Here is a 20,190-nt window from a genome sequence, read left to right on the forward strand (position 1 = left end):
AGGTCCGCGACGACGTCGCCGGCAAGGCCGGCTGCGAAGTCCGTGGCGAGGTCGGCTGCGAGCGCGGAGGGGGCGGTGCGGGTCTCCGCCCGTACGCGCTCCCGCTCAGGCGGCGGGGTCGATGGTGACCTTGACGTGCTTCATGATCGGCTGGTCGCTCTGGGTGCTGTAGTCGCTGAGCGCGCACAGCACGTTCATCTCGGGCATGTAGCCGGCCGCGCAGCCGCGGGGGATGTCGTAGGGGATGGCGAGGTAGCCGTTGAGGGACCGCCGGCTGCCGTCCTTCGCGGTGCTCGTGATGTCCACGGGGCCGAGGTCGGCGATACCGCGTTCGCGCATGTCGGCCCGGTTCATGAAGACGAGCGTGCGCAGGTTCTTGATGCCGCGGTAGCGGTCGTTGTCGGAGTAGATGGTGGTGTTCCACTGGTCGTGGGACCGCATGGTGCCCAGTGCCAGGGTCCCCGCGGCGGGGACGATGTCGGGCAGGACGGCGCTGGAGAACTCGGCGCGTGCGGACGGGGTCAGGAAGACCAGTTCACGGGCGGGCTGCTTGATGCGGAAGCCGAGGGGCAGGCGCACGCGGCGGTTGAAGTCCTCGAAGCCGTCGAGGGCCTGGGCCATGGTGTCGCGGATACGGTCGTAGTCCTCGATGTACCACTGCCAGGGCGTGGCGCTGTCGGGCAGGGCGGCGCCGGCCATGCCCGCGACGATGGCCGGCTCGGACAGCAGATGCGACGAGGCGGGCCGTTTCATGCCGATCGACAGGTGGACCATGCTCATCGAGTCCTCGACGGACGTGCTCTGGACGCCCTCGCGCTGATGGTCCTTCTCGGTACGGCCGAGGCACGGCAGGATGAGCGCCCGGCGGCCGTGGACGAGATGGCTGCGGTTCAGCTTGGTGCTCACCTGGACGGTGAGGTCGCAGGTGCGCAGCGCCGCGCAGGTGACCGGGGTGTCGGGTGCGGCGCGGGCGAAGTTGCCGCCCATGCCGACGAACACCTTCACCTCACCGCGCCCCATCGCCTCGATCGTGCCGACCGTGTCCAGGCCGTGCTCACGGGGCGGCTCGATCCCGCAGGCCGCGGCGAGACGTTCCAGGAACGCGTCGGTGGGGCGGTGATCGATGCCGCAGGTGCGGTTGCCCTGGACGTTGCTGTGCCCCCGTACGGGGGAGGGGCCCGCCCCTTCGCGTCCCAGATTGCCGCGGAGCAGAAGCAGGTTGACGATCTCCCGGACGGTGTCGACGCCGTGCTCGTGCTGGGTGAGGCCCAGACACCAGCTGACGATGCTGCGGTCGGCCTCCCCGTACACGCGCGCCGCCTTGAGGATGTCGGCGCGGCTCAGCCCGGACTGGTTCTCGATCTCCTCCCAGGGCGTGGCCTCGCACAGCGCGCGGTACTCCTCGAAGCCGGAGGTGTGGCGGTCGATGAACTCCCGGTCCAGAGCCCTGGGGTCGGTCTCGGACTGCTCCAGGATCGCCTTGGCCATGCCGCGCAGCAGCGCCATGTCACCGCCGATCCGGGGCTGAAGGTTCAGGGTGCTGGTCCGCGTCGTCCTGCCGAGGGCCATGTCCAGGAAGTCGTGGGGGACGATGGTGCGTGTGGCCGCTGCCTCGACGAGCGGATTGATGTGCACGATCCGGGCGCCACGGCGATACGCCTCGGCGAGGGCGGTGAGCATCCGGGGTGCGTTGGAGGCGGCGTTGACCCCGAGGATGAACAGTGCGTCGGCGGCCTCCCAGTCCTTGAGATCGACGGTGCCCTTGCCGGTGCCCAGGGACGCCTTGAGAGCGCGACCACTGGCCTCGTGACACATGTTGGAGCAGTCCGGCAGGTTGTTCGTGCCCAGTTCACGAGCCATCAACTGGTAGAGGAACGAAGCCTCGTTGCCGAGCCGGCCGGAGGTGTAGAACGCTGCCTGATGCGGATGGTCCAGCTCCCGCAGAGCGCGGCCGACCACCTCGAACGCGTCCTTCCAGTCGATCGGGACGTAGTGGTCCGACCCGGGGTCGTAGACCATCGGTTCGGTCAGCCGGCCCTGGTTCTCCAGGTCGTAGTCGCTCCACCCGGACAGCTCGGTCACCGAGTGGGCGGCGAAGAACTCGCGGCCCACCCGCTTGCGGGTCATCTCCCAGGTGACGTGCTTGATCCCGTTCTCGCAGATGTCCAGGTGCAGGCCCTTGGTGTCGTCCGGCCACGCGCATCCGGGGCAGTCGAACCCGGCGTTCTCATGGTTCATCCGCAGGATGGCCCGCGGTCCGTCCACCGGCGCGCCCTCGCTCACCAGCAAGCGGCTCACACTCTTGGCCGCGCCCCAGCCGGCGGCGGGGTGGTGGTAGGGCTGGAACCGCGGATCGCCCTGGGGAGCGGGACCGGCCGCGGGCTCCGGAGGTTCCTGCTCGTCACGGTCGGTACTCAAGGCACTCAACCCTTCCACCATTCGGGCATGGGGCGATAAATCGACACTTTTGGGCAGGCTATGCAGGCGGATCGACCCACGCCACTCGACTTCGGGCGCGGTACGCGGAGCGCGGCTCGAACGCCTGGGCCCCGGCGCGTGCCTCCGGGGGCGTGGGTCGAGCCGCCGGGCTGCACCGTGACAGGCGCACGGATAGTCTGGTGTCCCCGTTCGGTCCCCCACCTGTCTCATGGGCGGCATTCCGCGCCGGGGCGTCGCCACTCGGCCGAAGCGGAAGCCCGAGGCCCGTCACCGAGCCGTCGAAGGCGGTCGCTCTTGAGATCGATGAACCGCCGGCAGGCGCTCTCCGCCGTTCCTCGACTCGCCGGCGCGACGGTCGTCGGGGCACTGATCGGTGTGGCCGCGGGCATGCTGGCCAACGTGCCACTGGGAATTCTCGCCGGTATCGCCGGGGCGCAGCTGATCTTCGTCGTGACGGGGTGGGTCGTACTGTGGCCCATGGACGCGGCCACCACCCACAGCAATGTCCGACGCCAGGAGTTCCGGCCCGTCCTCGAAGAGCTCGTCGTCGTCGCGGCCGCCCTGTGCGGGCTGGTCGGCATCGTGGTGCTGCTCCTGGTCGGCCAGACGGGCCTGAGTCGGGCCGCGGCGGCGCTGGCACTCTGCGGCGTGTTCCTGGCGTGGGCGTCACTCCACCTGATGTACGCCACCCGCTACGCGTACCTCTATTACCTGCCGGCCGAAGGCGGGATCGACTTCAACTCTTCCGACCGGCCGAAGTATGTCGACTTCCTCTATTTCAGTTACAACCTCGGGATGACCTATCAGGTCTCCGACACCGGCGTCTCCAGTTCCACGATCCGCGCGGTTGCCCTGCGGCACTGCCTGCTGTCCTACGTGTTCGGCGCCAGCATCCTGGCCACCACCATCAACCTCGTCGCCGGAATCGTCACGGGCTGACGGGCTGACGGGCGCGGGTCGGATGCGCGGGTCCGTACGGCGAAACCGTTGCGCTACGACCCGCTGTGACTGCCGCTGTGGCCGCCGAGTGACAGCACGAGCACGGTCGTCCGTCCCTCGGGAGCGTCATAGGTGAGGGAGTCACCGGCGCGATGTCCGAGCAGCGCGCGACCGAGGGGGCTGTCGGCGGTGATCAACGTCCGGTCCAGCACCGCGGCGACCTCGCCGATCTGGAGGGTCATCTCCGTGGAGTCCGCGAACCGCACCGTCACGGTGCTGCCCACGCCGATGGCTTCGGTCGGGGCGGCCCCCGCGACGCCCGCCTCGCGACGCCGCGTACCGATCTCGGCGATACGGGTGTCCAGGCGGTCGAGTTCCGTGGCGCGTTGCAACTCATCGGCCGAATCGGCCATGTCGCCCACCTGCTCGCCGCCGCCCAAGGTGGCGGCGACTGTCGCGCGCTCGGCCCGCAGATCGGCGAGCTCTCGATCGAGCGCCTCGCGGGCGGCAGAGCTGATGGGTTCGGGTCCACCGGTCATTCCTGCTCCCGTCGCGCGGGCGGCACGGTTGAGTGTCGCAGGCTGTATACGGCATTTTTTACGATATCAGGCTAATCGGCACACTGCGGTGGTGGGCCGGTCCGGCGGCAGGCTCGCTTCAGCCCGTGTCCGGCAGGTTGAAGAGCCGCTGTGCCGTGCGCCCGTTCTCCCGGCGCAGGGCGGTACCCCACGGCCAGAGGTCGTCAGCTTCGGACCAGGGGCAGACGGAGCGATGGGCGATCCGGCAGCGGGATCCCGGGATCGGCTCCGCGTCCCAGGTGTTCCAGGCGATGCCGCCCGGGGTGATGAGCCACCGGCGGCGGGGCGGCACCATGTGGGATGCGACCGTGATGCCGGGTTCCAGCAGCACCCAGGTCTGCGGGTAGAGGGTGGGGTAGCGGTCCTGCGGGAGTGCGCAGCACGGGCAGACGGGTGGCGTCGGCGGCGGGGAAGCGGTGGCTCCTTCGCGAGCGGCCTGCGGAGCGTCGTCGGGGTGGTACGGGGCGGGCGCGGCGTTCTCGGTGTACCCCATGGTTTTCAGGGTCCGGACCGAGCGTCGGCTCCGGTAGGACGCGATCCGGCCGGGACGGGTGAGGCGGGTGTCAACCAGAGGGATGCCACTGGCCACATGAGGTGCGGACCGGCTCAACCGTGATGCAACTGCTGGGCCGATTCCATACTGGCGAGTGCCGGACCGGCCGGTTCTCCGAGGAGAACTCCCGCACCCGGACAGGCGGCGAGCCTCGATCGGCCCGCTGCGGGCTTGCCCTTGACGCGCGGGTGAGGGTTTAGCGTCTGCGTGCCTTCCGGCCGTCAGGCCGAAGAGGACCACACCTCCGAGGAGTTCGTCATGTCCGTCGCCGAGTCTGCCCTGTCCCGTGCGCTGCCCACCCCTCGCACGTCGAGAGAAGTGCGGCTCGCCGCCTTCCCCGACGGTCTCCCGCGCCCGGAACATTTCGAGGTCGTGGACACGGAGATCCCGCCGTTGGCTGAGGGCGAGGTGCTGGTGCGGAACCGGTACTTCCAGGTGTTCCCCGCCCTTCGCACGGTCATCGCGGGAAGTGTGGAAGGCGCCCCCTTCTCCGGCGTACGCCCCGGTGAACCGCTGTTCGGAGCCGCTGTCGGCCAGATCGTGGCCAAGGGGGACGCCGTGGCCGAGGGACAGAGCGGTGGCGCGGAGGGGCCGCGGGCCGGTGAGTGGGTGTCGCACTGGCTGGGCTGGCGGGAGTACGCGGTGATTCCGGCGGGCGGATACACCCCGCTCGGTGACGTACTGCCCGACCCGGCGGCCCATCTCTCCCAGGGGTCGCTGGGGTACGCGGCACTCGGCCGGGTCGCCGGACTCCGCTCCGGCGAAACCGTGTTCGTGTCGGGCGGGGCCGGTGCGGTGGGCTCGATGGTGGGGCAGACCGCCCGGCTCCTGGGCGCGGGCCGGGTGATCGGAACCACCGGCTCGGCGGCGAAGGCGGAGCGTATGACGGCCGACCTCGGCTACGACGCGGCCATCCTGCGGGAACCCGGCACCTCGCTCGCCGCCCGGCTGGCCGAGGCCGCGCCCGACGGCATCGACGTCTTCGTCGACATGGTCGGGGGCGAACAGCTCCGGGCCGCCATCGCGGTGGCCCGGCCCGGTGCGCGGTTCGTCCTGATCGGTGCCCTGTCGGGGCAGTTGGCGGAGCGGGGGAACGGAGCTTCCGCCCCGGTCGAGATCGACTCGTTCCAGCTCATCGTCAAGCGGATCACGATGCATGGCATCAGCGGACTCGACCACCCCGAAGCCAACGAGGAGTGGAACCGGAAGTTCGGCGAGTGGCTGCGCTCCGGGGAGATCACCTTTCCCCATGTGCGTATCTCGGGCATGGACAACGCGGCCCGCGCGTTGTACGAGTTGATCGGCGGTCAGCACCTTGGCTCGGTGATCGTCGAGGTATAGGTATAGCTGAAGGCGCACGTGCTCGTGCGTGCGGCCGTAGGCGCTGTTGCTGTTGAGGTTGTCGGGGGTGGCGGATGCGGATCGGTGACGCGGCGGCAGCGGCGGGGACCACGCCGAGGGCGCTTCGGTTCTACGAGGAGCGAGGTCTGCTGCCCCCTCCGCCGCGCACGGCGACGGGCCAGCGCGACTACGGTACGCGCGACATCGCCCGGGTCGGAGTCATCCGCGAACTGCTGGCGGTCGGACTCACCGTCGGGGACGTACACCGTTGCGCCGACCGTCTCGACGTGCTGTTGGAAGCCCCGCCACAGCAGTGCCGCGGCTTCGCGGACGCGGACGGGGGCAGAGGCGGCGAGGGAGTGGCGGCACGGCGGCTCGCCGCCCTGGACGCGGAGATCGCCCGGCTCACTCTGCTGCGTGAGCGGCTGGCGGCCAGAGTCGTCCCGGAGACGATCCCGGACCGGGCGAATTCCGCTGGTGGAGCCGTGCAGGCGCTGCCTGGTATCCGGTCGTGACGACACCTCCGGACGAACAGATCCTGGACGCCCTCGGCCGGGCCGACGCCGGATGGCTGGCCCGGCACCTCGACGCGCGGGTCTGTCCGCCGGCCGTCCTCGGACGCCTCGTCCGGCACGAGGATTCACGGGTGCGGTATCTGGGACTCACCCTCCTCGCCGAGCGGGTCGGATCGCCGTGCGGTACGGGAGACGCGGCCGAACCCGCCCAGTTGGCCGAACCCGCCGAGCCGGCCGAACGCGGCGAGCCGGCCCAACGCGGCGACTCGGCCGAACTTGGGGAGCTGGCAGCGCTGTTGTCCGGTCTTCCGGCGGGTTCGCCGGAGGAATCGCTCGTCCTCGCCGGACTCCACGAACACTTCGGGCCGCGGCTGCCGTACGGGAGCAGGCCGGACTGGCGGGCCGCCCGGTTGCCGGTACGGGTACGGGTCGCCTGGCTGCGCGCCGAGGTCCTCACCGATCCCGCCGCCATCCGCGACGAGACGCCCGGGGAACTCCTGTACCAGGCCGTGCGCGGCAGCGACATCATGAACGCGCACCGGCCCGCGCACCTCGTGGCCGAACTCGTGGACACCCGGAACCCGGTACTCCAGGCGGAGGCCCTGCGGCTGGCCCGGCAGGGTCTGCACGCCGGACTGCTCTCCCCGGCGACGGCGCGTGCCCGGCTGATCCCCCTGCTCGGCGCGGCCGACGCCGATGTCGCGGCGGGCGCACTGGGCGAACTCGCCGCACCGTGGGCCGTGATGAGGCCGCTGGACCCGGCGCTCCTGGCCCCCGGCCTCACCGCGGAGTCCGCGACCGGGAGGCCCGAGGTCGCGGCAGCCGCGCTCATCACCGCGGCCCGCCACGGGCACGGCAGGCTCCTTCGGCAGACGGCCGAGGACCAGGACCTTCCGCCCGCACTTCGCCGTAACGCGCTGGAACTCCTCGGTGATCTCGCGGAACGCGACGACATCAGTGGGCTCCTGGCCGTTGCCACGCGCGATCCGTTGCTGCTCGGCGGGCCGGTGCTGACCTGTCTGCGCGGACTGCACCGGCGCGGGCACTTCCCGACGCCCCCGGACGTACGGACCGTCGTCGGGCTGGCGCTGGCCGACCATTCGGTCCCGTCGCGCGACGTCGCCACCGTGCTCTACACCTGCCGCCGGGCGATGCTCGATGCCCTGATCGACGCTCCGGCCGATGACCCGAGCTGGCCGCGCCGGCTCGACCTGCTCGTCGCTCTGGCCGGTCAGGGCACGGGGGACCTGCCGATCGGCGCGGCCGTCACCGGTCTGCTTCGGGCCGCTCCCACGCCGGGGCCGTTCCTCGACGCCATTCGTACGTTGCGTCACGCGGACGCCGAGGAAGCGGTGATCGCCCTCCTTCCCCGCGCCCCGGCGCCAGCCCTCACCGCCCTGGAGGCCATCGGAGGCCGCCGGACGGCCGAGGTGCTCGCCGAAGGGCTGGGCCTCACCGTGGGCGAGGGCCTGGGCGCGGGCGAAGACGCAGGGGCGGGCGCGGACACCCGCGCGGCCACGGGCACGATCGCGCCGGCGTTCCGTGGCGTCCGGGGCCGGGCCCTGGAGCTCCTGTGGCATCTGAGCCACGATCCGGAATCACGGCGGCGCATTCTCGTACGTCTCGACCCCACGGACCTGCCCGCCCGGATAGCCGCCGACCTCGGGGGCCCCGACGAGGCCGAACTGGCCCTCCTGAGTGCGCGCCCGGACCCCGACGAACCCGTGGCGGCGCTGTGCCGGCTCGCGGATCACGGGGGCGCCGGAACGCTGCCCGTCATCGCCGACCTGCTTCTGCGCATCGTGCGCGACCTCGCCCTGCCCCGGGACGCGGACCCCGCCGCGGTCCGCCCCCGCGCGGCCCGGCCCACGGACGAACGCCGCCCGGACACGGCCGGACCCACCGGCGAACCCGAGGTACCGAAGGAGGTCGTGGACGCCGTGCACGCTCTGGGGTGCCGACTCCACCGGCGGCAGCGGATCCGGCCGGTCTGCCTGCTCGACGCGGCGGACGCGCAGGAGGCGGGCCACGCCCTCGTCGCCACGACGGCACTGGACCTGCTGGACCGCCCCGCGCTGTCCGGCGGTGAGCAGGCGGTGCTGCTGAAGCTGCTGCTCCAGGTGCCGGGCGCGGTGCCCCTCCGGCCGCGTGTGCACTCCTTGCTGCGCGGCCGAGACCCGCAGGTGCGCAAGCACGTGATCGCCCTGCTGGCGCGGGATGCCGAGGGGGACGACGCACAGGCCCTGTCGGCGACCTTGACCGTGCTGACCCGGGCCCGGGACATCCGGACCGTACGGCAGGCGCTGCTGGCACTCGGGCACGCGCGTGCCCGCTGGGCGTCCGCGTCGATCGCCGCCTGCCTCGACCACCCGAACATGAACATCAAGAAGACCGCCGCGTCGGTCCTGGTCCGCGCGGGCGCACCGGCGGCGGTGCCGCGACTGCTCCACTGGCTGGGCCGGCACGACAACCCGGGGCTGCGTACCGCGCTCGTCGAGGCGTTGCGCGCGATCCTCGGCGACGCCTGCACGGCGACCGTTCTCGCCGCCGCCGAACAGAGCGAGGACGGGCGCGCCCGGGAACTGCTGCTGGCGGGTCTCGACAACGTACTGACCCCGCGTGCGGTTCTCGCCCTGGATGCCCAGGCGTCGCCGGTCGTTCCGGCGTTGCTCGGCCTGCTGTCGTCGGGCGGCGTCCGTCTCGCCTCGGGGTCGGTCGCGGAACTGGCGGAGCCCCTGTCCAGGCACGGCATCACGACCCGCCTCGCGCGCGCTCCCCAGCCGCGTGACGCGGCGGCCCTCGCGATCGAGTCCCTGCTGACCGGGGGGTGGAACACCTCGGTCGCCCTGCGCATCGCCGCGCACCCCGCACCACCGGACGCGGACCGGCTGCGGGAGCTGCGGAGGCTGCGGCCCATGCTGGAGGACTGGCTCGGGCTGGCGGAGAGCGTCCGGTCGGCCGATGCGCGGCGCCGGGTCCTGCGGTGCACGCTCCGGCTGTGCCCGGCCCCGTGGACGTCCGGTGAGGTGGCGGCGTTCGCCCGGTTCGGCGGGATCGTGACCGATGCGTACGACGAGGTCGCGCGCGGACAGCGGGATGCGGCGGTGACGGGGGAGTGCGCGTCGGAACTCATGGCCGTACTGGACGCCGTGGCGCCCCGGCTGTCCGCCGCCGAGCGGTTCACGGTCGCCGAGGCGGTACGCGCGTCACCGGCCGGACCGTCAGGCAGCACGTCCACGCTGACCCTGCTGCGCAGGTGCGGTGCGGTGCTGGTCCGCCCCGATCTGGACCGGGCTCTCGCCGCCGCGCGCCTCGGAGCCGACCCCTGGCTGTCCGGTCCCGCGCTGCTGCGCGAGACCTTCGGCGTGCCGGTGCGGACGTCCCCCTCCACCGGGTCGACGGCGTGGCGGGCCGCGCTGGACGCCGCCGTACGCACGCCCCGTGCCCTGGAGGAGTTCCGCCGCCGCGATCACTCCCTGGCTCCGGGGTCCCGGGACCGCCTCGACGCACTGATCGATGCCTACCCGGGTGCCGATCCCGGCGTGCGCGAGCGGCTGGTCGACTGGATGACGCGGCTCCAGCCACTCGACGCACCGGCCTGGACGATCACCGAGACGGCCGTGCCGACGCGGGAAGCGGCGGAACCACGGACGGGTACGTCGGCGTCGGCCGTCAGGTCCGTACACCTCGACGATCTCGATCAGCCGCGCTCCACGGCCCTGCGCACCCGGTTGCTGACCCTGCTTGACGCCCCCGACGCGGACCGGCGCAACGCTGCCGCGCAGGCCCTGCGGGCGTGGCCCGAACCCGACATCTCCCTGGCCGTGCTCCGCGCCTACCTGCGCGGCCGGGTGGACGACCCGGCCACCGGGAACGGCTTTGTCACCGGCACCGGGATTGCGAACGGCACCGGTACCGGCTTTGGCGCTGGCACCGGCATTGCGAACGGCACCGCCAACGATCTCGGCACCCGGATCGACCTTGCCCGCGCACTCGTCGCCGTCGACGGGGCGGAGCTGCGCGGCGACGCGGTCCGGCCGGAACGCGTGCTCCGCCTGGCCGCCCGGCTGGACCCCTGGGACCTGCCGCCGCTCGTCCCGCTGCTCCTGGGGTGGTGGGAGAGCGGGCCGCCCGATCTCCGCCCGGAAGCCCTGCGCGTACTGCGCGGGGTCCCCGCCGACGTACTGGCGACGCTGCTCGGCGAGCGCATCGACGCGGGCGCCACGGGGCTCCTGGAATTGCTGTCGGGGCGGCCACTGCTGCGTACTCCCGCCCTGACCCGGGCCCGGCGACGGCTGCGTACCGAAGGACGCGACGCCCTGGCCGACGCGGTCCTCCTGGTCGAGGGGCCTCTGCGCGGACCCGGCGCCGCACGGGCGGACGCCGCCGCCCTCGAAGCCCTGCGCAGCCCGGCCCCGGCCCCGGTCGCGGCAGTGACGCCAGGGGCCGGGCCCCGCCCCGCACTGCCGGAACTGCTGACCCTCGCCCGTACCGGCACTCCCGAGGAGATACGGCGAGCCCTCGCGCTCCTCGCCGAGCGGCACGGCGACCGGGCGGCGGGGAGCGACCGGAACCCACCGCCGCGGGCCGATCGGAAGCCGGGGCCGGGATCGCTGGGCGGCGGGCACCCGAGCCTGCGCGACAACGGGAACCAGGTGCTGCGCGGAGTGATCGACGCGTTGCTGCGCCACCCTAAGACCGGCGTACGCCTGCATGCTCATCGGACCTCGCGCGCGTTGCTGGACCGCTCGACGTATGCGCGGCAGACGATGATCCTGCTGGCCGACCCGCAGCCGGATGTGGTGCGCATGGCGATCCGGACGCTCGCCCACGCGTCCTGGGAACCGGCGGTCCCCGCTCTGGTCGGTCTCCTCGGCCACGCACAGCCCGCTGTCCGCAGCGCGGCCCGCGAGGCCATCGGCCGCTTCGGGGCTGCCGCGGTCCCGGCACTCCGGCACGCCGCCGCCCGTGCCCGCCCCGACAAACGGTCCCGGTACACGGACGTCCTCGACCGGCTCACGGGCGCCGACGACAGGTAGACGCCGCATCCGTCGCGGAGCGACACGTACGTCGTTCGTCGTACCTCGTACGTCCACCGGCATCTCGCCGTCAGCCGTCGACTCCCCGCGCCGCGGCCGTGACCTGGTGCAGCGTGCGCCCGGTGCGCGCCGACCGGGCGTGGTACGGGTCGGGCGAGCCGGGTCTGTCGCGTACGGCCAGCCGGTCGTTGGCCTTGATCAGCAGCCACGCCTCCTGGCCGACGCCGTTCTCCTCGTCGCCCACCCGGAACCGGGTGAGGGCGAACTCGCCGTGCAGTTTGGCCCCGTGCAGCCAAAAAGTGGCGTGACCGAGGGCCAAGGACTCGTCGAAGGGCACGGCGACGCCCTGCCGGTCGTGGCTGAGCGGCCGATAGGTGCCCTGGTCCCAGACGATGACGGTGCCGCTGCCGTACTCGCCGTGTGGAATGACCCCCTCGAACTCCCGGTACTCCAGCGGGTGGTCCTCGGTCGGAACGGCCAGCCGCCGGTCGCTCGGGTTCTCGGAAGGCCCTCGGGGCACCGCCCATGACTTCAGTACGCCGTCGACCTCCAGCCGGAAGTCGAAGTGCATGCGCCGTGCGTCGTGGATCTGCACCACGAAGCGGGGCCGAAGTGTGTCGTCAGCGTCCACGCCCGCGCTCCCTCCGCCCGCCCCGTTACTTCCACTGTGACGCCGTCGGCCGTGGACCGCACGACGGGCGGGGGAACGGACCGTGCGCCCGGGTGTCGTGCGGTGCTCCGAGTTCATCCGCACATGCCGGAGGCACGGTCCGTTCCCTCTCCGGTCTGGACCAGGCCATTGACGCCGCTTCGAGCGCTCCCTTAGAACAAGTAGTGAAAAGTTCACCCGAGGTGATCACGCTGATCGTTCACCTCTCGGTGTGAATATGTCATGCGCATGCCCCCCACGCGAAGTGATGTGATGACTGTGCACCTCTCGCGACACGCTGTGCGGCACGTCTCCAGGCGCCGCCGCGCCACCCTGCTCGCGCTCTCCCTGCTCTGCTGCTCCGCGGTCGTGACCGCGCTGCCCGCGGGAGCCTCGGCCGCCCCCCACTCGGCCGCGGCTCCTTCGGCGGTCGTCTTCTCCGACGAATTCGACGGCCCGGCCGGGTCCGCCGTGAACGGCGGCAAGTGGCAGATCGAGACCGGCGACAACGTCAACAACCACGAGCGGCAGTTCTACACCGCGGGCAACAAGAACGCGGCACTCGACGGCCAGGGCAACCTCGTCGTCACCGCCCGCAAGGAGAACCCCGCCAACTACCAGTGCTGGTACGGCTCCTGCCAGTACACCTCGGCCCGGCTCAACACCTCCGGCAAGTTCACCACGGCGTACGGTCACGTCGAGGCCCGGATGAAGGTGCCGCGCGGACAGGGCATGTGGCCCGCGTTCTGGATGCTCGGCGACGACATCGGCAGCGTCGGCTGGCCCAACAGCGGTGAGATCGACGTCATGGAGAACGTCGGCTTCGAACCCGGCACGGTCCACGGAACTCTGCACGGCCCCGGCTACTCCGGCTCGGGCGGCATCGGCGCCGGCTACACCCTCCCGGGCGGGGCCGCCTTCGCCGACGCCTTCCACACCTTCGCCGTCGACTGGGCCCCCGGCTCCATCACCTGGTCCGTCGACGGCACCGTGTACCAGCGGCGCACCCCGGCCGACCTCGCCGGGAAGCAGTGGGTGTTCAACAAGCCGTTCTTCCTCATCCTCAACCTCGCGGTCGGCGGCTACTGGCCCGGCGACCCCGACGGGAACACCACGTTCCCGCAGCAGCTCGTCGTCGACTACGTGCGCGTCACCACCGGCTGACGTACCTCCGGCCGGGCATCCGGCCGGAGCCGCCCACCCTGCCCACCCGCTTAGCATGAGCCCCATGGAACAGCGCACACTCGGCCGGACCGGCCGTGACGTATCGGTCGTCGGACAGGGCACCTGGCAGCTCGGCGGCGACTGGGGGGAGGTGGCGGAGCCCGACGCCTTCGGCGTGCTGGACGCGGCCGTCGAGTCGGGCGTCACCTTCTTCGACACCGCGGACGTGTACGGGGACGGCCGCAGCGAACAGCTCATCGGCCGGTACCTCAAGGACCGCCCCGACGCGGGCATCCTCGTCGCCACCAAGATGGGCCGCCGCGCCGACCAGGTGCCGGAGAACTACGTCCTCGACAACTTCCGCACCTGGAACGACCGCTCCCGCGCCAACCTGGGCGTCGACACGCTCGACCTCGTCCAGCTGCACTGTCCGCCGAGCAGCGTCTACTCCTCGGACGCGGTCTACGACGCCCTTGACGCCCTGGTCGCCGAGCAGCGGATCGCCGCCTACGCGGTGAGCGTCGAGACCTGTGCCGAGGCGCTCACCGCCCTCGCCCGCCCGGGGGTGGCGAGCGTCCAGATCATCCTGAACCCGTTCCGCCGGAAGCCACTGGACGAGGTCCTTCCGGCCGCCGTGGCCGCCGGAGTCGGCATCGTCGCCCGTGTCCCGCTCGCCTCCGGACTTCTCTCGGGGAAGTACACCAAGGACACGGTCTTCGCCCCCGGCGACCACCGCACCTACAACCGCCACGGCGAGGCGTTCGACCAGGGCGAGACGTTCTCCGGCATCGACTTCGCCACCGGGGTCGCCGCGGCCGCCGAATTCGCCGAGCTGGCTCCCGAGGGTGCCACCCCCGCGCAGACCGCGCTGCGCTGGATCATCCAGCAACCCGGTGTCACCAGCGTGATCCCCGGAGCACGCTCGGTGGAACAGGCCCGTGCCAACGCGTCGGCCGCAGCGCTGCCGCCGCTCCCGCAGAGCACGCTGGACGCCGTGCGGGAGCTGTACGACCGGCGGATCCGCGCCGAGATCCACGACCGCTGGTGACGAACGGCCGGGCCGCACAGGGCCGCTGCCCCTGATCCCTCCGCCGTGCCGGCTGCCGTCGGTGCCGATGCCGCGGGCCGGACCGTGGACAGTCGTCGCGGAGCTGAGTACCGGGGTCAGTAGCCGGCGTAACCCGCCTCGTGCGGCACGGTGGTGATTCTCCTCGTGGGCGTCGCGGCGCTGTTTCCCGCGGCGGTCAGTTCACGCATCGCGGTGACGAAGAGAACGCCGTCCTGCTGTTTCAGGGCGCGTTCGCAGTCCTGGCTGCCCTTCAGTGACTGCGTGCCGAGTGCCTGCCGGGCCGACTGGGCCTCGGGGTCGGGGACCCGGAAGTAGGCGCCGCTGCCCCCGACCGGAGAGACGCCGGATGGCCGCGGTGTCGTCGAGAGTGAACAGACCCTCCAGCAGGGGCAGTTCATCCGGAGCGAGCTCGGTGACCACCTCGTGCACCACATCGCGTACCAGGCTGTCACCGGACGAGCGTGCTTCTGAACCCATGTCATCCCCCGAGGGTCCGGCGCCCCCGTTGAACGAGTCGGCCGATGACAACTGTGGCGCGGAATCCGAGAGCCCGACAGAAGGCGGCTCAACATCCCGGGTGACGCGGAACGGAGCCGCTAGTCCTCCCCGTCCTCCTCGTCCCCGTCATGCTTCTTGCCCCGCTCGCCCTGCTGCTGACCACGGTCCTGGTCCTGCTGCCCGGAGCCCTGCTCCTGCCCGGTGCCCTGCTCCTGCCCGGTGCCCTGCTCCTGCCCCGAGTTCTGCTGACCGGAGCTCTGCTGTTGTCCGGCGTTCCCGGCCGAGGTGTCCTGCGGGGCCTGGTTCTGTGACGGTTCGTTCGGTGCCGGTGCGTCTCCTGTGGAACCGCTGTCCGCCGGACCGCCTTGCGCGGGTGCGTCGGTCCCGGCCGCCGGGGTGGGGCCGGAAGGGCCGGAGTCCGGCGTCCCGGCCGAACTGGAGTCCGGCGAGAACAGGATCATCCCCAGATACACCGCCGCCAGGAACGTCGCCGTCCCCGCGATCGCGCTCGCCACCCGCGGGCGCCGCCTGATCGCCTCGCGTGCGCCGCGCCGACGGGCGGGAGCGGCCCTGCTGCCCGAGGTGTTCCGCCGCCGGCCGGTGGGCTGCGGGAGCCTGTACGTCGGGGGGCCGACGGGCGCGGCCGGGGCGGCCGGCGGCGGCGTGGCGACCGGCGCGGGCCGGGGGGCGCGTGCGGCGGCGGGCGTCGGCATCGGCAGGGGCTCCGGACGGCCGCGCCAGGCATCGGTGCGGAACCAGTCGGAGACCTGCTGGGCACTCGGCCGGTCCTCGGGCTGCTTCGCGAGCAGCCCCAGCAGGTACGAGTCGAACGCGGCGGAGATGTCCACGCCCCGCTGTCTGAGCGGTACCGGTGCCGTGTCGACGTGCTGGTAGAGCGTCGCGGTCGCCGTGTCGGAGCGGAACGGCGGCTGCCCGAGCAGGAGTTGGTAGATGACGCAGCCGAGGGAGTACATGTCGGACGCGGAGTCGGCCGTGCGGCCGAGTGCGCGTTCCGGGGCCAAGTAGAGGCTGGTGCCCACGATGTGACCGGCCGTCGTCAACGCCGTCGAGGGGTCGTCGACGAACTGGGCTATCCCGAAGTCGCCGATCTTCACCGACCCTTCGGCGTCCAGCATCAGGTTGCCGGGCTTGATGTCCCGGTGGACGATGCCCTGGCGGTGCGCGGCGGCCAGACCGGCGGCCGCCTGGCCCGCGATCAGCGCCACCTGCTCGGGGTGCACGGTCTCCTGAGTGGCCAGCACATCGCTCAGGCTCTGGCCCTCGACCAGTTCCATCACCAGATAGAAGCGGTCCTCCCACGCCCCGAAGTCGAACACGGCCACCAGATGAGGGTGGCTCAGCCGGGCGGCGGTCTGCGCCTCCATGCGGAACCGGGCGGTCGACGAGGCGTCGGCATGGTCTCCCAGCAGCAGCTTCACGGCCACGGCCCGGCCCAGCACCTCGTCCGTGGCACGCCACACCTCGCCCATGCCGCCACGACCGATGGGGGATACCAACCGGTACCGACCAGCTACCAGCACCTGTGCACCAATCTCGAATTGTGGGCCCGCTCCGACTGCCGTGGCACCTGCCCCCGTCGGGCTCTTCCGGAGCGGGACGGGGCGGGGCGCGCGACCCGGTCAGGATATCGGTCTGTAGGACCGCGAATGCCCCGTTGGCCACCCCGGCCGCCATGGAAATGATGCGGGAAGCTGACGGACCGGCGGATACGGGCCCGGCCGACCGGGTGCGGACCGGTCCACCAGGCGCTCGGTCTCGGCCCGCGCCATGAACTCGGCCTGCTCCGCCGAGAGATGCGGCCCGCCGCCCAGGGCGGTGGAGACCGGCGCCGCTCCCGCGAGCGGTTCGCGTCAGTCGGGGGTCCCCGCGGCCCGCCCCACGGCTTCCACCAGCGGCAGCGTGCGGTGCGCCACCCGCTCGCGCAGCGCCACCTCGGTGCGTGTCCTGACCACCCCGGGGAGCTGGATCAGCTGCTGGATCACATCCTCCAGATGCCCGTTGTCCCGGGCCACGACCCGGGTCAGCAGATCCCCGCCCCCCGTCGTGGAGAACGCTTCGATGATCTCGGGGACGGCGGCGAGCGCGTCACCCACCTCGTCCAGATGCCCCTGGGTGACCTCCAGGTGGACGAAGGCGAGGACCGGGTGGCCGAGCGCCGCCGGGGAGAGCGCCGGCCCGGTCCCGGTGATCACACCGTCCCGCTCCAGCCGGTCGAGCCGGGCCTGCAGCGTGCCCCGGGCCACCCCGAGTACACGCGCGTACTCACGCACGCTGGTACGCGGCTGCTCGATGAGCAGTCGCAGGATGCGGGTGTCGAGAGCGTCCACCGCCATGGTCCGTTGGTCTCCTTCTGGCATGCCGATGCCGAGTTTGACTGTACCAATGGCACAGTACTCGCTCATCGATTTGAGCCACTGTCCCCCAGGATGCTTTGCTTTGGTCATCGATGGCGCCGCGCAGCGCCGGACGGCGACGAAGCCGCATCCGGATCCGCGGCGCCTTTGCCATGCAGAAGAGGGTGTTCTCCAGCCGAAGGGGGCGGTCCGACCGTCGTGAAGAGGATGTTCGTGGCCCCGGATCCGGGGCTTGTGCGACTGCGGGTCTCCCTGCGCGCCGTGCTCGGTATCGGCCTGGCCGTGGCCGCGGCCGAACTGGCCGGCCTTTCCCTGACCGCCTCCATCACCGGAGGACTCGCCGCCCTCCTCGCGCTGTTCACGGTCGGCGACCCGACCGTCCGCAGGCAGGCGGTCACCACCCTGCTGCTGCCCGCAGTCGGCTTCCCGGTGCTCGCCCTGGCGAGCACCCTGCACGGACTGCCCCTGCTGCGGGCCGTCTGCTGGCTGGCCGTCGTCTTCGCCGGGGTGTACGCGCGGCGCTGGGGGCCGCGCGGCCACGCGCTGGGGATCTTCGGCTTCATGATGTTCTTCAGCACCCAGTTCCTGCACGCCGTTCCGGGCCAGCTGCCGGAGCTGTACGGCGCGGTGGCGCTGGCAGTCGCGGCGTCCTGCGCGGTCCGCTTCGGTGCCTGGTGCATCGAGCGCCGCACCCCGTTGTCGGCCCAGCCCGCGCCCCTCACCGGACGCGGGTTCGACAGGCCCACCACCCGGCAGGCGCTCCAGGCCACCGCGGCCTGCGGGATCGCGCTCGCGGTGGGGCTGCTGCTGTCCCCGGACCGCTGGTACTGGGCGGTCGGCACCGCCTGGTGGATCTTCGTCAACACGGCCTCGCGCGGGGAGACGCTCGTCCGCGGCTTCCGCCGCGTCGTCGGGACCGTCGCCGGGATCGGCGTCGGGCTGCTCGTCGCGGTACCGCTCCACGGGGCACCCGCACCCACCGCCGCTCTCGTCGCCGTCTGCGTCTTCGGGATCTTCTACACGGCAGCGCCCTCGTACAGCTGGATGACCTTCTTCGTCACCGTCATGGCCGGACTGCTCTACGGGCTCCTCGGCGTCCTGCACCCCGGGCTGCTGTGGCTCCGCTTCGAGGAGACCGCGGCCGGGGCGCTCGGCGCGGTCCTCGGGGTCGCCCTGATCCTGCCCGTCACCACGCACGCCACCACCGAGGCGTGGATCCAGCGGGCCCTGCACTGCGTGCACCGCTGCACCGGCGCCGCGGCGCTGCGGCTGGCCGGTGACCAGCACGCCGACCCGGCACCGCTCGCCGCCGAGCTGGAACTGCTGCTGGGCCGGGCCAGGCTGTCGCTCGCCCCGCTCGTCCACCCCATCAGCCCGCTGCGCGCCCGCAAGGCCCGCGCCCGTCAGGTACTGGATCTGCTCGACGCCTGCGCCCGCGAGGTGCGCGGCCTCGCCACCGTGGCCGCCGACCCGGACGCCTCCCACGACGCGCGCCTCACCGCCGCCTGCCATCGCGTGGAGGCCGCCGTGCTGGCCCTGGCGCCTCCGGGGCAGATCCGTACGGACCGGTCGGCCGTCCCTGTTCAGGCCCCGCACCACCACCCGGGGGCCGAGGCCGCACTCGCGCATCTGCACGCGCTGGAGGGAGCGCTGGTGGACCTCGCCGCGCCCTTGCGCAGCTCCACGCGGGCGCCGCTCATCCCCGCCTGAGCGCGGCACGACGGGGCTCGGCGGGTCACCGGCCGCAGCCCGCACGGGGCTCGGACCGCTGTGCGGCGCGTACGTGGACGGGGCGCGCGGCCGGAACGGGCACCGCCGCCGCATGACCCGGAGCGGATTGGTCCAGACCGCGAAAGGGGCTGCCTGCTACCGTCGGCCGTGAAGATCGCGGCGGACAGTGAAGAGGGGTAGCGCGATGGGCGGCAACAGCGCCGGGCGGGCATTCATAGGATCGTTCACCTCGTCGGGCGGTCCGGGCATCACCGCCGCCGCCGTGGACCGGGACACCGGTGCCCTGACCGTGCTCGGATCCACGGACGTCCTGGCCGATCCCTCGTTCCTCGCCGTCGGTCTCGGTCCGGGGCCGGGCGGAACGGCCCTGTACGCCGTCGGTGAGACCCCCAGCGGCGCGGCCGCCGCCCTCGACATCAGCGGCGACGTACCCCGGCTCATCGGTGGGATCCAGGCCGTGGACGGCGGCTCGCCCACCCATCTCGCGCTCGCGGCGGGCCACCTGGTCACCGCCAACTACGGCTCGGGCAGTGTCACCGCGCTGCCGGTGCTGGCCGACGGTTCGCTCGGCGCGGCGGTCTCCGTGCTCCAGCACGAGGGCAGCGGCCCGGACACCGGCCGTCAGGAGGGCCCGCACGCCCACCAGGTGCTGGGCGACCCCTCGGGCGCCTGGGTGCTGAGTGTGGACCTCGGCACCGACTCCGTACGCGTCTGCGCCCTGGATCCCGACACGGGAGTACTGCGGCTGCACGGCGAGACGGCGCTGCCGCCGGGTGCGGGACCACGTCATCTGGCCTTCCACCCCTCGGGTGCGCTCGCCTACGTCCTCAACGAACTGGAGCCGACCGTCACGGTGTGCCGCTGGGACGCGGCCGCCGGACGGCTCGAACCGGTCGGCGAGACCCCTGTGCTGCCCGAGCACCCGTCCTCGGACGGCACGGTGCGTACGTACCCCTCCGAGGTGGTCGTCTCGCACGACGGACGGTTCCTGTGGACCGCCAACCGCGGGCACGACAGCATCTCGGTGCTGACCCTCGACGAGACCGGCGAGAAGCCGGTCCTCGTCGCGACCGTGGGCTGCGGGGGCCGCTGGCCGCGCGACCTCACCCTCGACCCCACGGGCCGGTGGCTGTACGCGGCCAATGAGCACTCCGGGAACGTGAGCTGGTTCGCCGTGGAGGCGGAGACCGGAGTCCCGCAGTACGCGGGCTCCGTCGAGGCCCCTGCGGCCTCCTGCGTCGTCTTCGCCTGAGGCGGCCCGCGGCCCCCGCCGGGCGGTTCGGCCCGCAGGGAACCGACC

Annotated in this window: 15 protein-coding genes; 8 read left to right on the plus strand and 7 right to left on the minus strand. The window is 72.4% G+C overall.

Annotation, left to right across the window (positions count from 1 at the left end):
• Window positions 1-105: 105 nt before the first annotated feature.
• Window positions 106-2,439 carry an FdhF/YdeP family oxidoreductase gene (locus tag OG413_RS26760; protein ID WP_266809472.1) on the minus strand — a complete coding sequence of 778 codons (2,334 nt, stop codon included), beginning with the start codon at window positions 2,437-2,439 and terminating at the stop codon, window positions 106-108.
• Window positions 2,440-2,742: 303 nt separating this feature from the next.
• Between OG413_RS26760 and OG413_RS26765 the strand changes: the two genes are divergently transcribed.
• A complete protein-coding gene (locus OG413_RS26765) occupies window positions 2,743-3,378 on the plus strand; it encodes a DUF1345 domain-containing protein (protein WP_266810379.1) in 636 nt (211 codons plus the stop codon).
• 53 nt (window positions 3,379-3,431) lie between these two features.
• Here the strand turns inward: OG413_RS26765 and OG413_RS26770 are convergent, their stop codons facing one another.
• Both OG413_RS26770 and OG413_RS26775 read right to left on the minus strand, forming a co-directional pair.
• Window positions 3,432-3,917: a GreA/GreB family elongation factor gene (locus OG413_RS26770; RefSeq protein WP_266809474.1), complete on the minus strand. Its 486-nt coding sequence runs from the start codon at window positions 3,915-3,917 to the stop codon at window positions 3,432-3,434.
• A gap of 118 nt (window positions 3,918-4,035) precedes the next feature.
• Complete coding sequence (locus tag OG413_RS26775) at window positions 4,036-4,449, minus strand: DUF6083 domain-containing protein (protein ID WP_266809476.1); 414 nt, start codon at window positions 4,447-4,449, stop codon at window positions 4,036-4,038.
• A gap of 267 nt (window positions 4,450-4,716) precedes the next feature.
• On the opposite strand from OG413_RS26775, the gene OG413_RS26780 reads away from it, so the two are divergent.
• From OG413_RS26780 to OG413_RS26790, 3 genes are all read left to right on the plus strand, one after another.
• Entirely contained in the window at window positions 4,717-5,850 is a 1,134-nt protein-coding gene (locus OG413_RS26780; protein WP_323137904.1) for an NADP-dependent oxidoreductase, read from the plus strand.
• Window positions 5,851-5,924: 74 nt separating this feature from the next.
• The gene (locus OG413_RS26785) at window positions 5,925-6,365 is read left to right on the plus strand and encodes a MerR family transcriptional regulator (protein ID WP_266809478.1); all 441 of its coding nucleotides are present in this window, start codon (window positions 5,925-5,927) and stop codon (window positions 6,363-6,365) included.
• On the plus strand, window positions 6,362-11,404 hold the full coding sequence (locus OG413_RS26790; protein WP_266809480.1) for a HEAT repeat domain-containing protein: 5,043 nt from the start codon (window positions 6,362-6,364) through the stop codon (window positions 11,402-11,404). Before OG413_RS26785 ends, OG413_RS26790 begins: the two co-directional genes overlap by 4 nt.
• A gap of 70 nt (window positions 11,405-11,474) precedes the next feature.
• Here the strand turns inward: OG413_RS26790 and OG413_RS26795 are convergent, their stop codons facing one another.
• Window positions 11,475-12,035 carry a DNA polymerase ligase N-terminal domain-containing protein gene (locus OG413_RS26795; RefSeq protein ID WP_266809482.1) on the minus strand — a complete coding sequence of 187 codons (561 nt, stop codon included), beginning with the start codon at window positions 12,033-12,035 and terminating at the stop codon, window positions 11,475-11,477.
• 291 nt (window positions 12,036-12,326) lie between these two features.
• Here OG413_RS26795 and OG413_RS26800 point away from each other — a divergent pair, with 291 nt between their 5' ends.
• Together OG413_RS26800 and OG413_RS26805 are read left to right on the plus strand one after the other, a co-directional pair.
• Entirely contained in the window at window positions 12,327-13,217 is an 891-nt protein-coding gene (locus OG413_RS26800) for a glycoside hydrolase family 16 protein (RefSeq protein ID WP_266809484.1), read from the plus strand.
• A 55-nt stretch (window positions 13,218-13,272) separates the two neighbouring features.
• Window positions 13,273-14,265, plus strand: a complete 993-nt coding sequence (locus OG413_RS26805; RefSeq protein ID WP_266809486.1) for an aldo/keto reductase — start codon at window positions 13,273-13,275, stop codon at window positions 14,263-14,265.
• Window positions 14,266-14,381: 116 nt separating this feature from the next.
• On the opposite strand, the gene OG413_RS26810 is transcribed toward OG413_RS26805, so the two are convergent.
• From OG413_RS26810 to OG413_RS26820, 3 genes are all read right to left on the minus strand, one after another.
• Window positions 14,382-14,738 carry a hypothetical protein gene (locus OG413_RS26810; RefSeq protein ID WP_266809488.1) on the minus strand — a complete coding sequence of 119 codons (357 nt, stop codon included), beginning with the start codon at window positions 14,736-14,738 and terminating at the stop codon, window positions 14,382-14,384.
• A gap of 144 nt (window positions 14,739-14,882) precedes the next feature.
• Window positions 14,883-16,274 carry a serine/threonine-protein kinase gene (locus OG413_RS26815; RefSeq protein ID WP_266809489.1) on the minus strand — a complete coding sequence of 464 codons (1,392 nt, stop codon included), beginning with the start codon at window positions 16,272-16,274 and terminating at the stop codon, window positions 14,883-14,885.
• A gap of 381 nt (window positions 16,275-16,655) precedes the next feature.
• On the minus strand, window positions 16,656-17,138 hold the full coding sequence (locus OG413_RS26820) for an Lrp/AsnC family transcriptional regulator (RefSeq protein ID WP_266809491.1): 483 nt from the start codon (window positions 17,136-17,138) through the stop codon (window positions 16,656-16,658).
• A 228-nt stretch (window positions 17,139-17,366) separates the two neighbouring features.
• On the opposite strand from OG413_RS26820, the gene OG413_RS26825 reads away from it, so the two are divergent.
• The gene (locus OG413_RS26825) at window positions 17,367-18,869 is read left to right on the plus strand and encodes an FUSC family protein (RefSeq protein ID WP_266810383.1); all 1,503 of its coding nucleotides are present in this window, start codon (window positions 17,367-17,369) and stop codon (window positions 18,867-18,869) included.
• 205 nt (window positions 18,870-19,074) lie between these two features.
• Window positions 19,075-20,142 carry a lactonase family protein gene (locus OG413_RS26830; RefSeq protein ID WP_266809493.1) on the plus strand — a complete coding sequence of 356 codons (1,068 nt, stop codon included), beginning with the start codon at window positions 19,075-19,077 and terminating at the stop codon, window positions 20,140-20,142.
• Window positions 20,143-20,190 lie beyond the last annotated feature (48 nt).

Origin of the sequence: Streptomyces sp. NBC_01433 (assembly GCF_026340105.1) — a bacterium.
Taxonomy (GTDB): domain Bacteria; phylum Actinomycetota; class Actinomycetes; order Streptomycetales; family Streptomycetaceae; genus Streptomyces.

What these genes read in the sequence shown, in the direction of transcription:
- OG413_RS26805 (WP_266809486.1), top strand. Translation starts at nt 13,273, where the DNA reads ATGAGCCCCATGGAACAGCGCACACTCGGCCGGACCGGCCGTGACGTA.
- OG413_RS26775 (WP_266809476.1), bottom strand. Translation starts at nt 4,449, where the DNA reads ATGGGGTACACCGAGAACGCCGCGCCCGCCCCGTACCACCCCGACGAC.
- OG413_RS26820 (WP_266809491.1), bottom strand. Translation starts at nt 17,138, where the DNA reads ATGGCGGTGGACGCTCTCGACACCCGCATCCTGCGACTGCTCATCGAG.
- OG413_RS26760 (WP_266809472.1), bottom strand. Translation starts at nt 2,439, where the DNA reads ATGGTGGAAGGGTTGAGTGCCTTGAGTACCGACCGTGACGAGCAGGAA.
- OG413_RS26765 (WP_266810379.1), top strand. Translation starts at nt 2,743, where the DNA reads ATGAACCGCCGGCAGGCGCTCTCCGCCGTTCCTCGACTCGCCGGCGCG.
- OG413_RS26830 (WP_266809493.1), top strand. Translation starts at nt 19,075, where the DNA reads ATGGGCGGCAACAGCGCCGGGCGGGCATTCATAGGATCGTTCACCTCG.
- OG413_RS26815 (WP_266809489.1), bottom strand. Translation starts at nt 16,274, where the DNA reads ATGGGCGAGGTGTGGCGTGCCACGGACGAGGTGCTGGGCCGGGCCGTG.
- OG413_RS26825 (WP_266810383.1), top strand. Translation starts at nt 17,367, where the DNA reads ATGTTCGTGGCCCCGGATCCGGGGCTTGTGCGACTGCGGGTCTCCCTG.
- OG413_RS26770 (WP_266809474.1), bottom strand. Translation starts at nt 3,917, where the DNA reads ATGACCGGTGGACCCGAACCCATCAGCTCTGCCGCCCGCGAGGCGCTC.
- OG413_RS26800 (WP_266809484.1), top strand. Translation starts at nt 12,327, where the DNA reads ATGACTGTGCACCTCTCGCGACACGCTGTGCGGCACGTCTCCAGGCGC.
- OG413_RS26785 (WP_266809478.1), top strand. Translation starts at nt 5,925, where the DNA reads ATGCGGATCGGTGACGCGGCGGCAGCGGCGGGGACCACGCCGAGGGCG.